18 protein-coding genes are annotated in these 13,180 nt (G+C 73.1%); 11 read left to right on the forward strand and 7 right to left on the reverse strand.

The window, feature by feature from the left end; all coding sequences use genetic code 11:
- Positions 1-890, reverse strand: an 890-nt coding sequence (locus tag HW445_RS06560; protein WP_374939612.1) for a serine/threonine-protein kinase, incomplete at its 3' end; no start/stop codon positions are given.
- Positions 891-1,141: 251 nt separating this feature from the next.
- Here HW445_RS06560 and HW445_RS06565 point away from each other — a divergent pair.
- Both HW445_RS06565 and HW445_RS06570 read left to right on the forward strand, forming a co-directional pair.
- Complete coding sequence (locus HW445_RS06565; protein ID WP_180220075.1) at positions 1,142-1,366, forward strand: cold-shock protein; 225 nt, start codon at positions 1,142-1,144, stop codon at positions 1,364-1,366.
- A gap of 82 nt (positions 1,367-1,448) precedes the next feature.
- A complete protein-coding gene (locus HW445_RS06570) occupies positions 1,449-1,655 on the forward strand; it encodes a dehydrogenase (protein WP_180220076.1) in 207 nt (68 codons plus the stop codon).
- Positions 1,656-1,721: 66 nt separating this feature from the next.
- On the opposite strand, the gene HW445_RS06575 is transcribed toward HW445_RS06570, so the two are convergent.
- Positions 1,722-2,144, reverse strand: a complete 423-nt coding sequence (locus tag HW445_RS06575) for a hypothetical protein (protein ID WP_180220077.1) — start codon at positions 2,142-2,144, stop codon at positions 1,722-1,724.
- Between the two features lie 67 nt (positions 2,145-2,211).
- Positions 2,212-3,051 (reverse strand): arylamine N-acetyltransferase, encoded by an 840-nt coding sequence (locus HW445_RS06580; RefSeq protein WP_180220078.1) that lies wholly within the window; start codon positions 3,049-3,051, stop codon positions 2,212-2,214.
- 156 nt (positions 3,052-3,207) lie between these two features.
- Here HW445_RS06580 and HW445_RS06585 point away from each other — a divergent pair, with 156 nt between their 5' ends.
- Together HW445_RS06585 and HW445_RS06590 are read left to right on the forward strand one after the other, a co-directional pair.
- Complete coding sequence (locus tag HW445_RS06585) at positions 3,208-3,651, forward strand: MerR family transcriptional regulator (RefSeq protein ID WP_180220079.1); 444 nt, start codon at positions 3,208-3,210, stop codon at positions 3,649-3,651.
- Positions 3,648-4,670 carry an aldo/keto reductase gene (locus tag HW445_RS06590; protein ID WP_257230894.1) on the forward strand — a complete coding sequence of 341 codons (1,023 nt, stop codon included), beginning with the start codon at positions 3,648-3,650 and terminating at the stop codon, positions 4,668-4,670. The genes HW445_RS06585 and HW445_RS06590 overlap by 4 nt, the downstream gene beginning before the upstream one ends.
- A gap of 63 nt (positions 4,671-4,733) precedes the next feature.
- Here the strand turns inward: HW445_RS06590 and HW445_RS06595 are convergent, their stop codons facing one another.
- Together HW445_RS06595 and HW445_RS06600 are read right to left on the reverse strand one after the other, a co-directional pair.
- Positions 4,734-5,678 carry a Rieske (2Fe-2S) protein gene (locus tag HW445_RS06595; RefSeq protein ID WP_180220080.1) on the reverse strand — a complete coding sequence of 315 codons (945 nt, stop codon included), beginning with the start codon at positions 5,676-5,678 and terminating at the stop codon, positions 4,734-4,736.
- A 131-nt stretch (positions 5,679-5,809) separates the two neighbouring features.
- Positions 5,810-6,598 (reverse strand): TetR/AcrR family transcriptional regulator, encoded by a 789-nt coding sequence (locus tag HW445_RS06600; RefSeq protein WP_180220081.1) that lies wholly within the window; start codon positions 6,596-6,598, stop codon positions 5,810-5,812.
- Positions 6,599-6,756: 158 nt separating this feature from the next.
- On the opposite strand from HW445_RS06600, the gene HW445_RS06605 reads away from it, so the two are divergent.
- From HW445_RS06605 to HW445_RS06620, 4 genes are all read left to right on the forward strand, one after another.
- Positions 6,757-7,146 carry a VOC family protein gene (locus tag HW445_RS06605; RefSeq protein WP_180220082.1) on the forward strand — a complete coding sequence of 130 codons (390 nt, stop codon included), beginning with the start codon at positions 6,757-6,759 and terminating at the stop codon, positions 7,144-7,146.
- 380 nt (positions 7,147-7,526) lie between these two features.
- Positions 7,527-8,123 (forward strand): M23 family metallopeptidase, encoded by a 597-nt coding sequence (locus tag HW445_RS06610; RefSeq protein WP_180220083.1) that lies wholly within the window; start codon positions 7,527-7,529, stop codon positions 8,121-8,123.
- A 151-nt stretch (positions 8,124-8,274) separates the two neighbouring features.
- Positions 8,275-8,496 (forward strand): hypothetical protein, encoded by a 222-nt coding sequence (locus HW445_RS06615; RefSeq protein ID WP_151771280.1) that lies wholly within the window; start codon positions 8,275-8,277, stop codon positions 8,494-8,496.
- Between the two features lie 70 nt (positions 8,497-8,566).
- Positions 8,567-8,776: a hypothetical protein gene (locus tag HW445_RS06620; RefSeq protein WP_180220084.1), complete on the forward strand. Its 210-nt coding sequence runs from the start codon at positions 8,567-8,569 to the stop codon at positions 8,774-8,776.
- 3 nt (positions 8,777-8,779) lie between these two features.
- On the opposite strand, the gene HW445_RS06625 is transcribed toward HW445_RS06620, so the two are convergent.
- Together HW445_RS06625 and HW445_RS06630 are read right to left on the reverse strand one after the other, a co-directional pair.
- Positions 8,780-8,968 (reverse strand): DUF397 domain-containing protein, encoded by a 189-nt coding sequence (locus HW445_RS06625; protein WP_180220085.1) that lies wholly within the window; start codon positions 8,966-8,968, stop codon positions 8,780-8,782.
- Between the two features lie 8 nt (positions 8,969-8,976).
- Positions 8,977-9,819 (reverse strand): helix-turn-helix transcriptional regulator, encoded by an 843-nt coding sequence (locus tag HW445_RS06630; RefSeq protein WP_180220086.1) that lies wholly within the window; start codon positions 9,817-9,819, stop codon positions 8,977-8,979.
- Positions 9,820-9,936: 117 nt separating this feature from the next.
- Here HW445_RS06630 and HW445_RS06635 point away from each other — a divergent pair, with 117 nt between their 5' ends.
- The 3 genes from HW445_RS06635 to HW445_RS06645 all read left to right on the forward strand — a co-directional run.
- Positions 9,937-10,353: an ATP-binding protein gene (locus HW445_RS06635; RefSeq protein WP_180220087.1), complete on the forward strand. Its 417-nt coding sequence runs from the start codon at positions 9,937-9,939 to the stop codon at positions 10,351-10,353.
- 104 nt (positions 10,354-10,457) lie between these two features.
- Positions 10,458-12,275, forward strand: coding sequence for an HSP90 family protein (locus tag HW445_RS06640; protein WP_180220088.1), 1,818 nt, complete (start codon positions 10,458-10,460; stop codon positions 12,273-12,275).
- Positions 12,272-13,180, forward strand: a 909-nt coding sequence (locus HW445_RS06645; protein WP_218956643.1) for a hypothetical protein, incomplete at its 3' end; no start/stop codon positions are given. The genes HW445_RS06640 and HW445_RS06645, both read left to right, overlap by 4 nt.

The following is a 13,180-nucleotide window of genomic DNA, read 5'->3' on the forward strand; positions in this document are numbered from 1 at the left end:
GGGGCGGCCAGGGTTCCCGGGGCGGCCCCGTACCCCGTGGCGGCCTGGGTCTCCAGGGCGGCGTGGGTCCCCAGGGTTACGTCGACATCCAGGGCGTCGAGTACCGTCGCGCACCGCGCGGCGTCCGGGCGGGCCCCGGGGTCCTGGTCGGTCATGGCCCGGATCAGGGAGGCCAGGTCCGCGGACAGCCCGGCGGGGACCACGGGCGGGCGGTGGACGCGGGCGATCGCCGCCTCCAGGAAGGCGCCCTCGTACTCCGGTTCCCCCTTCAGGCACTCCAGCAGGACCAGGCCGAGCGCGTAGACGTCCGCGGCCGGTCCGATGGGCTTCCCCTCCACCTGCTCGGGCGCCAGGTAGGCGGCGGTGCCCGTCAGCACGTCCGGCGACGTGTGGCGGGTGGTGTCGACCAGGCGGGCGATGCCGAAGTCGGCCAGGTGCGGGGCGCCCGCCGGGTCGAGCAGGACGTTCGACGGCTTGACGTCGCGGTGCACGATGCCGGCCTGGTGGACGTGGGCGAGGGCCTGCGCGAGGGCGGCTCCGAGACCGGCCACGCGCCGCTCCGGCAGCGGACCGTCCGCCAGGAGACCGCGCAGGGTGGGGCCGTCGACCAGTTGCATGACCAGGTACGGGCGCTCGTCGTGCTGTCCGACGTCGTAGACGGTGACCAGGCCGGGGTCGTGGAGCCGGGCGAGGAGGAGGGCCTCCGTCGAGAGGCTGTCCTCGATCCGCGGGTCGGCCCCGGGGCCGGGCCGGAAGACCTTGACGGCCACGGGCCGCCGCAGCCGCGTGTCGACGCCTTCGTAGACGTCGGCCATGCCGCCCGAGCCGATCTTCGCGCCCAGGCGGTAGCGGTCGGCCAGGAGCTCGGCGGACCACGGATCCGCCGGCACCGGTGCCGGCGGATCCGTGGGCATGGCTGCTGAGCGGCAGGCCGTCATCTGGGTCTCCGTTGCTGTCACCGCGTAGTGGACTCGGCCGTGCGTGAAGAGGCCGTGGCCATGCGGGTACCCCGAGGCCGTGTCGGATATCCGGGCGAAGTCGGCGACGGGCTCGGGACCGGGGCGTGACGGGCCCGGACCGGGGGCGCGCGACGGGGGGCCTGGACCGGGGGTCCGCCCGGCGGGCGCGTAGGGTTCGGGCCATGGTGACCGCGACCGTCCGTGAGTGGCGCGACGAGGAAGGGTGGGGCGTACTCGACTCCCCCGAGACCCCCGGCGGCTGCTGGGGCCACTACTCGCACATCCGGATGAAGGGCTTCCGCACGCTCTCCCCCGGGCAGCTCGTCGAGCTCCGGTGGGAGGCTCCCGGGTTCCGGCAGGACGGGTACGCCTACCGGGCGCTGGAGATCACGCCCCGGGACGGCTGACGTCCGGGCACGGCGGTCGGGGAGCGCCGCGGAGCGGAGGATTACGGCCCCCTCCCGTGCGCTTCCCGGGTACGGTGCGGGGATGTCGATCGATGCCGCGCCGGCCTGCCCGCAGTGCGGGGCCGCGTTGCGGGCCGGTTCCATGGCGCTCTGCCGCCGCGCGGAGGACGACCGCCGCGTGTGCCGCATGGTCTGGGCGTGCTCCGACCGGCACGTGTGGTGGAAGTGGGCGGACCGCCCGGCCTCACCGTTGGAACCGTGCCCCTACCCCGACCTGGGACCGAGCTGAGTTCCGGCGTCGCCGCGGCCGGCTGTCCGGCTGTCCGACCGGTTGCGCTGACGGCTGCGCGACCGGCTAGTCGGAGGTGACCCCCCAGTAGCCGATCGCGACGGGCACGCCGTCGTGGAAGAGCACCGTGCAGTTCCCCTGGCCCCGGGCGGGGAACGCCAGACGGCCGGAACCGAGGGCCGCCGCCCACTCCTCGTGGGTGGGCCGGCCGCCGGGGGCCCAGGCGCGCACCTCGGCGTCGGTCAACGGCCGGAGGAACGGGCCGTCGTGCGGGTCCGCGGCCTCGAGCATGAGGGGGAAGTCCAGCACCGTGCGGGTGCCGCCGGTGAGGACCCGGTCGATCCACTCCGGCTCCCGCCACAGCTCCGTGACGGACCGCCCCGGGAAGCCGCGGTCGTCCCTCGCCAGTTCCTCGTCCTGGGCCTGGCGGAAGGCCGCCGCCAGGTCGGGCCCGTACGGACCCGTGTGGGTCCAACCCTCGCCACCCATCGCTGCCTCTCCTCACACGCCCCGGTGGGACCGGACCGGCGACGCGGTGAGGCCGCCGGGGTGTCGTTCACCGCCGCTGCGCGGTCTCCCAGGCCTGGTGCGCGGTGACGACCCGGTTCCAGAGGGCGGTCCGCGCGGGGGCGTCCACGTCGGTCAGATCCAGGTGGAAGACGCCGGTCAGGACGTCGTACCAGTCGTCGGCGGAGTCGAGGGTCCGCTCCTGGATGCCCCCGGCGTCGATCCTGCGCAGCACGCGGCCGCGCAGGACGTCCGCGCCCTTGGCGTCGCGGAGCTGGGCGGTGAGGACGCGGACGAAGCCGGACTCGGCGGACGTCGACAGTCGGACGTGCTCCGCGGCGAAGGAGGACAGTTCCACCGGGCCGGGCGCGAAGTCCATCGCCGTGAAGGATCCGCGGGGGTCGTGGACGAGGCGCCAGCCGCCGGGCTCGGCCGTCGACGGGGCCATGGCGTAGGTGAAGGGCCCCTGGGCGTAGGTGCCTTCGCGCAGCGGCAGTGGCTCGTGCAGCGCGTCGCCCAGCCCGGTGTCGACCAGCCACCGCTCGCCGTCGATGGGCACGGTGAGCGCGAGGTGGTCGCCGGAGGCGCCGGCGGGGGACTCCGGGGTGCCCTGCACGCCGGCCCGGTGCAGGGTGACGTCGTAGCCGAGGGCGGTCAGCAGGGCGGCGAAGGCCCCGTTGAGGTGGAAGCAGTAGCCGCCCCGCCCGCGCAGGATCCGGGCCACGGACTCGGCGGCGTCGATGCCCGTCGGCCGCCCCAGATGGATGTCGAGGGTCTCGTAGGGGACCCGTTCCGCCTGCGCCCGGTGCAGTGCCCGCAGCGCCTCCAAGGTCGGGGCCGCCGGCCGCGCGACCCCCAGCACCGCCAGATATCCGTCGACGTCGATCATGCTCCCCCCTCCGCACCACCGTTCGAAATTGTTCGAACGGATGATCAGCATAGTGGCTGGGACCGACCGTTCACGTCGTCCATGGTGAATGCGGCACGCCCGTGAACGCCGGTTGTGCTTGCCTGGAGTGCACTCCAAGTCTCTAGCGTGGAGGTCATGACGGTGACCGAGGCAGCCGCGGCGACCGGTGTGGACGACTGCGCGTCCGGGACGGCGGTCCGGCCGCGGCCGGACGGGCAGGACAACTACACCATCGGCGAGGTCGTGGCGCTGACGGGGCTGAGCGCCCACACGCTGCGGTGGTACGAGCGCATCGGGCTGATGTCCCGGGTGGACCGCTCGCACAACGGGCAGCGCCGGTACGACAACGACGATCTCCGCTGGCTGGAGTTCGTCGGCAGGCTGCGGCTGACGGGGATGCCGGTGGCCGACATGGTGCGGTACGCGGAGCTGCTGCGCGAGGGCGACCACACGTTCGCCGCCCGGCAGGAGCTGCTGGTCCGGCACCGGGAGGACGTGCGGCGGCACATCGCCGATCTTCAGGCGACGCTCGCGGTCCTCGACTTCAAGATCGAACTCTACGGAGGTGCGGCGCGTTGACGATCGACAGGACACCCCTCGACACGGTACGGCTCGGCGGGGCGGACGGCCCGGAGATCGGCGTGCAGGGGCTGGGGTGCATGGGCATGAGCTTCGCCTACGGACCCACCGACGCCGACGAGGCGCGGGCCACCCTGGAGCGGGCGCTGGAGCTGGGCGTGACGCTGTACGACACGGCCGACATGTACGGGCTGGGGGAGAACGAGAAGTTCATCGCGCCGTTCGTCGCCTCGCACCGCGACGAGGTCACCGTGGCGACGAAGTTCGCGATCCAGCTGGACCCGCAACGGCCGGAGTGGCGCGCGATCCGCAACGACCGGCCGTACATCCGCCAGGCCGTCGAGGGCAGTCTGCGACGGCTCGGCGTCGAGGTGATCGACCTCTACTACATGCACCGGCGTGACCCCGCCGTCCCCATCGAGGAGACGGTCGGCGCGATGGCGGAGCTGGTGGAGGAGGGCAAGGTCAAACAGCTCGGGCTGAGCGAGGTGACCGGTCCCGAGCTGCGGGCGGCGCACGCGGTGCACCCGATCGCGGCGCTGCAGTCGGAGTGGTCGGTGTTCAGCCGTGACGTGGAGCGGACGGCGGTGCCGGCGGCGGCCGAGCTGGGAGTGACGTTCGTGCCGTACTCGCCGCTGGGCCGGGGCTTCCTCACCGGCGCGGTCACGTCGGCGGGCGACCTGTCGGCCGACGACTTCCGCCGTTCACTCCCCCGCTTCACCGCGACGAACGCGGCGCTGAACGCCGAACTGCTGGCGCCGATGCGGCAGATCGCCGAGGAGCGCTCGCTCACCCTGGGGCAGGTGGCGCTGGCCTGGGTGCACACGCAGGCGGAGGTGCACGGGCTGACGGTCGTGCCGATCCCCGGCACCCGCAGGCCCGGGCGGGTGGAGGAGAACACCGCGGCGGCGGCGGTCCGGCTCACGGCGGAGGAGCTGAAGCAGCTCGAGCCGCTCGCGGAGCGGGTCTCGGGCGATCGCTACCCGGACATGAGCGGGTCGTCGGCGGGACGCGAGTGACCGAAGCGGGCCCGGGGGCATCCCCGGGCCCGCGGGGCCGGTGACGTGTCCGCGGGGCCTCCCTCACCGGCCGACCGCGCCCCCGACCGGTACCTGGTCCGACACGGCGCGTCCGCCGTCCTGCTGCCGCAGGCGGACCTCGACGTGGCCGCCGACGATGCGGGTGTCGAAGGCGGGCTGCGGGGCGGTCGCGGGGCCGCGGACGTTCCAGCCGTCGGAGAGGCGGAAGACGCTGCCGTGCCAGGGGCACTCGACGCAGCCGTCGGCGACGGTGCCCTCGGAGAGCGGGCCCGCGAGGTGGCTGCACCGGTCGGCCAGCGCGTGCACCGTGCCGCCCGTCTCCCGGACCACCAGCACCGGGACGTCGTCCACCATCCGCCGCACCGGCCGGCCGACGGGGAAGTCGGCCACCGGGCCGACCCGGTGCCAGCCCTCGGTGACGAGGTGCGGGACCTCTTCCGCGTGGTTGGCGCCGGAGGCCTGGTGGTAGGCCAGGTGGCCGCCCAGCATCCCGCCGAGTCCGACGGCCGTCAGGCCGAGGAAGCCGAGCACGCGGCCCGACGTGGAGCCGTCCTCCTTGACGCGGTGGACGAACGAGGCGGCGTACAGGCCGACGGCCGCGACGTTGGCCACGGCGTGGACCAGGCCGACGCGCTGCTGCTGGCGGTGCAGGTCCGCCCAGTCGACGGCACCGGCCAGGGCGGAGGGGGCGGCCGCGGCCAGGCCGACGCCGATCAGCAGGCGCGCCTCACGGGAACGACCGGGGCACATGTCGAGCACCGCGGCGGAGAGCCAGGTGCCGACCGGGATCTGCACCAGCGCCGGGTGCAGCGGGTGGCCGATCGACCTGCCGTGCAGGACGTCCCGGCCGCTTCCGAGCGGCAGGGCCCGGACCCGCTCACGGATGGTCTCGATCAGGGCGTCCGCCCTCGGCTCACGCTCCAGACGGTCCAGCAGCCTCAGGGTTCGGTTCTGCCGCAGTCGGCGGCGACGGGGGGTCGTGGTCATGGCCGCCGGGTCCCCGCCGGAACCCTCGGCAAACGAGCCGGGGACCACCGGCCGCCGGGGCCCCGGCGGCCACCCCGGTCCGCCCGAGCCGCAGGCCCAGCGGACGCGACGGCCCGGCGCGGGCCCGGGTCCTACCGCCCCGCCTCGATCAGCGCGGCGAACGAGTCCAGTACGCGGAGCAGCCCGAAGGCGTAGGCGTGGTCGGGGTCGAGGGCGCTGCCGTGGGTCTCGCCCACCGTCGTGCCCACCCGTGAGGCGAGGGGGTAGGCGGCGGGGTCGAGGACCCGGGCGAGCAGGGGGGCGTTGGCCTCCCACCACTCCTGGTCGTCCATCCCGGCGTCGCCCCGGGCGGCGCGCGCGTCGGCGGCGGTGCGGGCGTTCGCCTGGACGAAGGTGAGGAGGTGGGTCAGGCAGTCGTCCATGGTGACGTCGTCGAGGCCGAGCCCGTCGAAGGCCGAGAGTTCGTGCTCGTACTTGGCCATCTGCCCCGGTCCGAGCGGTGGCCGGACGGTGGAGACGGTGGCGGCCCAGGGGTGGCGGGTGAAGAGCGCACGGTTCTCGTCGGCGACCGCGCTGACCCTGTCCCGCCAGGGACGTCCGGCGGTGCCGGTGCGCGGCATCCGGGCGTAGGCGGCGTCCAGCATCAGGTCGAGCAGCTCGGCCTTGCCGGGGACGTAGGTGTAGAGGGTCATCGGAACCACGCCGAGGTCACCCGCGACCCGGCGCATGGTGAGCGCCTCCAGCCCCTCGGCGTCGGCGATGCGGGTCGCCATGTCCAGCACGGCGTCGACGCTCAGGGCCCGGCGAGGCCCCCGGCGGGTGGTGGCGGGCGCGTCGGCCCCCGGATCCCCGAGGGCGTCGCGCCACAGCAGGCGCAGGGTGCTGGCGGGGTCCCCCGCGCTGGTTCGTTCGGTCGGCACGTCCTCATCATCCCCGCCGAAATCTCTGTACGCCGTATAATGTACGTCGTATAGAGTTGTTCGGCAGGCAGGCAGGCAGGCAGGCGGGCAGGCCGCCGACCGCACCGCCGACCCACCGGCCACCGCTCACCGCCCACCGTTTCCGCCCAGGAGGTCCCATGAAGATCACCGCATGCGCCGTCTCCCTGAACGTCGAGGACGTCCCCGCCTCCAGCGCCTTCCTCAGGGACCACTTCGGCTTCCAGGAGGCGATGGCCGCCGACGGCTTCGCCTCGCTCACCCGTGACGACCTCGGCATGAACGTGGTGTTCCTGCGCCGCGGCCTGGAGACGCTGCCGGAGGACCAGCGCGACGACCACGCACGGGGCCTGATCCTCGCCTTCGAGGTGGACGACCTGGAGGGGGAGCTGGCCCGCCTCGAGGGAGAGGGCGTGACCGTGACCATGCCGCTGACCGAGGAGGAGTGGGGCGAGCGCGCCTTCCAGGTCCGCGACCCGAACGGCGTGATCGTGCAGCTGGTCGACTGGAAGGGCGGCGCGCCGGCCTGACCCCTCCCGCACCGGGTGTCGGGGAGCCGGTTCGACGGCTCCCCGGCGCCGTTCCACGCCCTCGGGGAGCGGCCCGGCGGTGAGGTGACCCATAGGGCCCAGATCACTTACTAAGCCGCTTAGTACGGAGGGGCCGGAGCCGGCACCGCCCTATCGGAGGCCACAAGGCGTTCTTGGCGGCTGCCTTACCTGCGCATTTCCGTTTCGCACCCATTTGGTGTGTTCTGTGCGCTTGCGCACCCTTACCTAATCATTACGAAGAAGCTTCGTAGATCACACCTTTGTCACCCGGCCGGAGAACCGGTTACCAATGAACCCGTCGCCGGGCACCGTTCTGGTTCACCGGCGGCGGTCCCGATCTCCGAGCCAAAGGGTTCCGCATGTTCCAGCGCGTCACGCTCCGCACCACCGGTACCTCCGCCCTCCGCACCCGCGCCGCGGTCGTCGCGGCCGGCCTCGGAGCTTCGGTGGTACTGGGCGCCGGAGTCGCGACGGCGGCCGGCGCTCCCGAGGGGGCCGCCACTCAGGCGGTCACCGAGGCCAAGACGGCCGCGAAGCCGAGCTGGGTCGACCCGGTCCAGCACTACAAGCTGTCCGCGAGCTACGCCCAGAACGGTGGCATGTGGGCGTCCAAGCACTCCGGCCAGGACTTCGCCGTGCCGACCGGCACCAAGGTCTTCGCCGCCCACGAGGGCACCGTCGTCAAGGCCGGCAGCTGGGGCGCAGGCGACGGCCCCGCCTACGGCAACGCCGTCGTGATCAAGCACGACAACGGCACCTATTCGCAGTACGCCCACCTCTCCAAGGTCCAGGTGAGCGTCGGCGAGAAGGTGAACACCGGCGAGCAGATCGCCCTGTCCGGCAACACCGGCAACTCCAGCGGTCCCCACCTGCACTTCGAGATCCGCACCACCGCCAACTACGGCTCGGCCATCGACCCGGCCAAGTTCCTCGCCTCCAAGGGCGTCAAGATCTGAGCACGGCAGGTGAACGAGGCCCCCCGGCAGCACGCCGGGGGGCCTCTTCCGCGTTCAGCCGTCCGGCGGAACCCGCCGCTCGCCGTCACGGTCGCATCTCACAGAGCAGGAGGGCCTGCCGGACGGCCCCGGCAGGCGCATACTGGCCTCAATGACAAAGTCAGCAGCACCTAAGCGCCATCTGCCGACCAGCCCCTTCAAGGCCCCGGTCGCGCCGCCCCTCAAACACTTCGCCGTGGGTGACCGGGTCACCCACGACCTGTACGGCCTCGGCCGGGTGATCGGCATCGAGGACGGGATCGCCGCCCTCGTGGACTTCGGTCCGTCGCAGGTGCGGGTCCTGAGCCCGTACGCGAAGATGAGCAAGCTCTAGAGCTCCGCGACCGTCACCCTCACCCTCACCGCCGCTGTGCCCGGCCCATGGCACCCGGGCCCGCGGCTGTGTGGGCCCGTCGACGAACGGGAGATCCCCCATCGAACTGTCCTCGCTGTTCTCCGCCCCCGACGGGGCGTCCCAGCAGCGCACCGCCGTGTCCTCGCCCCCTCCGGCGACCCAGCCGTTCCAGGCCCCGGACTTCGGGGAGGACGACGACCTCTGGCCCGACGACGCGCAGCCCTTCACCCCGGAGACCGGGACGGCCTCGCGGCGCTGACGGTCAGGCGTCCGCCCTCGCCGCGAGACCGAGGAACGCCGTCCAGGCGGCGGGGGCGAGGGTGAGCGCGGGGCGGGCGGTGTCCTTGGAGTCCCGCACGTACACCGTGGCGCTGCCGAGGGCGACCTCCACGCAGGCGCCGCCCTCGTTGCCGCTGTGGCTGCTCTTGAACCAGGTCGGTTGCGTGCTCATCGCGGTGCTCAACGGTCCCCCAGCATGTCCGTCATCAGGGTCAGGGATTCCTGTGGCGTGAGCGCCTGGGCCCTGATGCTGCCGTAACGTGCGGCCAGGATACGGACCTCCTCCCTGTCGACCAGCAGGGAAGCCTGGTTCTGGGCTTCGACGTAGGCGACCTGCGGCTTGCCCTTCGGGGTGAGCAGGATGAACGGGCCGCCCATTCCCGCGTGTTCCGGCCGGTCGATCGGCATCACCTGGATCTCCACGTGCCGGAGCTCCGCCAGGGTGATCAGACGGTGCAGTTGCTCCTTGTGCACCTCGTCGCCCCCGACGGGCCGCCGGAGGGCGCCTTCCTCGATCACCGCCGTGACCAGCGGTGGCGGTCGGTCGGTGAGGATCCGCTGCCGGTCCAGACGCGAGGCGACGCGACGGTCGATCGTCTCCTCGTCCAGCACGGGCTTCCGCATCTCGTACAGGGCGCGGGCCCGCCGTTCCGTCTGGAACAGCCCCGGTACGTCGTGGTTGCTGTAGTCGTTGATCTCGACCGCACTCGCCTCCAGCCGGGCGTAGTCGCGGAACCAGGCCGGGTGACGGACCCGGGACTTCGCCCTCGCCCGCTCCACCTCGTCGGCGATCGCCCGCAGCAGCCCTCCCCCGCCGAGCAGTTCGTCGGCGGCGGCCAGGAACTCCCTCCGCGGGGTACGGCGTCCGCGTTCCAGGGAGGAGATCAGGTCCTCGCTGTAGCCGAGCCGGTCGCCGAGGTCGCGCTGGGTCAGGCCGGCCCGCTCCCGCAGGAGCTTGACCTGTCTGCCGACCGCACGGAACAGCTCCTCGTACGGCTCCGGTTCCTCCGTCTCGCACGCCATCGGTGCCACCGCCTTCCACCCGACAGGCCGTACACGTCGCGTGCCGCATCCGCACGGGTCCGCCTGTACCGGCCGTCCTGCTCGCCAGGGTAGGCCGCGGCGGACACGCTGAGTCACATGGTTCTCACGACACGCACCGGGACACGGTGGGCACAACTGTTCAGCGGCACGCCCCGCGGGGCCCGCCTCGCACGGCTGTTGGCCGTCCACCGGCTGGAGTCGTGGGGCGCGCCGCCCTCGTCGGAAGCGGGCGGGGCGGTGGCCCTGGTGGTCGCGGAGCTCGCGGCCAACGCCGTCACGCACGGTTGCCTGCCGGGGAGGGGCTTCCGGCTGAGGCTGGAACTGCCCGACCCAGGGCTGCTGTTCGTGGCGGTCGACGACCCGAGGGGTGAACGCGCTCCGGCGCCGCGGGGGCACGGCGGTGAGGGCTCGGGGAACGGACTGCTGCTGGTCGAGACGCTCACCGTCGCCTGGGGGTGGCGGCCCCGGCCGCCGTCCGGCAAGACCGTGTGGGCGGTCTGCCCGCTGGAGTGACCGCCCGCCGGACGGTGCGCCGATATTCGGCCACGGGTGTCACCGACTCGCTCTAGTGTTCTTCCAGTTCGAGAGCCCGGAAGGGCGGACAGGGGAGGAACCGGGTGAGTCAGAGCTTCCGCGTGGACCTGCGCGGGATCGTCGATCTGCTGAGCCACCACCTGTACACCAGCCCGCAGGTGTACGCGCGGGAGCTGTTGCAGAACGCGGTGGACGCCATCACCGCGGCGCACGGGGCGGACGCCGGGCAGCGCGGCGTGGGCCGCATCGCGCTGGAGTCGGCGGACGGCACGGGGGACGGTTCGCTGACCGTCACCGACAACGGTGTCGGACTGTCCGAGGCCCAGGTGCACGAGCTGCTGGCGACCATCGGCCGCAGCTCCAAGCGTGACGAACTGGGCTTCGCCCGGCACGAGTTCCTCGGACAGTTCGGCATCGGGCTGCTCTCCTGCTTCATGGTGTCGGACGCCATCGAGGTCACCACCCGCCGTGCGGACGAACCCACCGTGCTCTGGCACGGCAGGTCCGACGGCAGCTACACGGTCCGCACCGCCGGGCCGGGCGAGGAGCGCGCGGAGACCGGCACCACGGTCACGCTGCGGCCCCGGCGGGGCAGTGAGCACCTGCTGACCCGGGCCTCGGTGACCGAGCTGGCGACCCGCTTCGGCGGACGGCTGCCGCACGCGGTCACCGTGGACGGCGTGGAGATCACCGGCGGACCGGCCCCCTGGGACCGCCCGGCGGACGAGACGCCGGCCCGGCGGCGGGCCCGGCTGGAGGCGTACTGCGAGGAGGTGTTCGGGTTCGCGCCGTTCGACGTGGTGGACCTGGAGACCGCCGAGGCGGGACTGCGCGGTGTGGCGTTCGTGCTGCCGATGCCGGCCAACCCGTCGGTGCCCGCCGCGCACCGCGTCTACCTGAAGCAGATGCTCCTCTCCGAGCGGGCCGAACGGCTGCTGCCGGAATGGGCGTTCTTCGTGCGGTGTGTCGTCGACACGGCCGAGCTGCGGCCCACCGCCAGCCGGGAGGCGCTGTACGAGGACGCGCTGCTGGAGTCCACCCGCGACGCGCTGGGCGGCGTGCTGCGCGCCTGGCTGGTGCGGCTCAGCCGGCAGGACCCCGCGCGGCTGCGGGACTTCCTGCGGGTGCACCACCTGGGCGTGAAGGCGCTGGCGCTGCACGACGACGACATGCTGCGGCTGGTCGCCGACTTCTGGCCGATGGAGACCAACGTCGGCCCGCACACCCTGAGCGAGTTCCGCGAGCGCTACGGACTGGTCCGCTGGACACCGCTGGTGGACGAGTTCCGCCAGCTCGCCCCGGTGGCCGCCGCGCAGGGGCTGGCCGTGGTCAACGCCGGTTACGTCTACGACGCGCAGATCCTGGAACGGCTCGCCGCGGTGGACCCGGACGTGGAGACGGAGGTGCTGCGGGCGGCGGACCTCACCACGCACCTGGAGCGGCTGGAGGTCGAGGAGGAGCGGGCGCTGGCCCCGGCCGTGGCGGCGGCCGAACGGGTGCTGGCCGGGCTCGGCTGCGACCTGCTGGTGCGGTCGTTCCAGCCGGCCGGACTGCCCGCCCTGTACCTGCTGGACGACGACACGGCGTTCCAGATGGACCTGCGCGAGACCAAGGAACAGGTCGACGACGTGTGGGCGTCGATCCTCGGCAGCCTGGAGGCGGACGGCGAGCCCCGGCCGCGGCTGGTGCTCAACCACCGCAACGCGCTGGCCCGGCAGGTGCTGACGCTCGCCGACCCGGAGCTGCGGGCCACCTGCCTGGAGGGGCTGTACGTCCAGGCCCTGCTGCTGGGCCACCATCCGCTGCGCCCGGCGGACACCGCCGTGCTCAACCAGTCGTTCCTCGGCCTGATCGGCCGCGCCGTGTCCGCGTCCGCCACGTCCCCGGGAGACGACCGATGAGCCGTACCGAGCAGGAGGTCAGGCAGCTCTACGCCGAGGCGAACCGGATGCCCGCCGGGCCGGCGAAGTTCGCCGCGCTGGAGCAGGTGGTGCGCCACGCGGACGCCCTCGGGCTGGTGGAGTTCGCCTTCCAGGTCCGGATGGACGCCACCTCCGTCTTCCACAACAACGGCGCCGCGCAGAAGGCGATGGTGGCCTTCTCCTGGTGCCTGGCGGCCTACGACCGCGAGCCGGAGCGGTTCGGCGCGTACGCCGAGCGCGGCCTGCTATGGAACCTGAAGTGGATGATCTACAACGTCCACCAGTTCCCCGAGATCCCGCTGCGGCGGGCCTGGGACCTGCTGGAGGACATGGAGCGGCGCTACCGGCGCGGCGGCCACAGCCTGCACGCCGTGCTGCAGCACCGGGGTCTGATCGCCGAGAGCGTCGGCGAGCTGGAGCGGGCCCAGGAGTACTACGAGCAGATGGCACGGACCCCGCGCGACCGTCTCTCCGACTGCGCGGGCTGCGTGCCCAGCAGCCAGACCCGCACCCTGGTGGCGCTGGGCCGGGACGCGGAGGCGATCGAGGTCGGCGAGCCGGCCCGCACCTCCTGGTGCTCCGACCAGCCGCAGTGGATCAACTCGGAGCTGCTGCTGCCGTACCTGCGGACCGGGCAGCCGCACAAGGCGCTCGAGGCGCACCGGACCGCCTACCGGCGGATCCGGGAGAAGCCGTACCACCTGGCCGAACTCGCGCTGCACCTGATGTTCTGCGTGCACACCGGCAACCCGGAGCGTGGCCTCGACCTGGTCGAACGGCACCTGCACTGGCTTGACTCCCCGCGCACCCCGCTCGCCGACGCCGACTTCTGCGCGGCCGCGGTGGCGGTGCTGCGCACCCTGGACGAGCGCGGCGAGGGCGAC

Origin of the sequence: Streptomyces sp. UH6 (assembly GCF_013421635.1) — a bacterium.
In the GTDB taxonomy this organism is placed as follows: domain Bacteria; phylum Actinomycetota; class Actinomycetes; order Streptomycetales; family Streptomycetaceae; genus Streptomyces; species Streptomyces abyssomicinicus.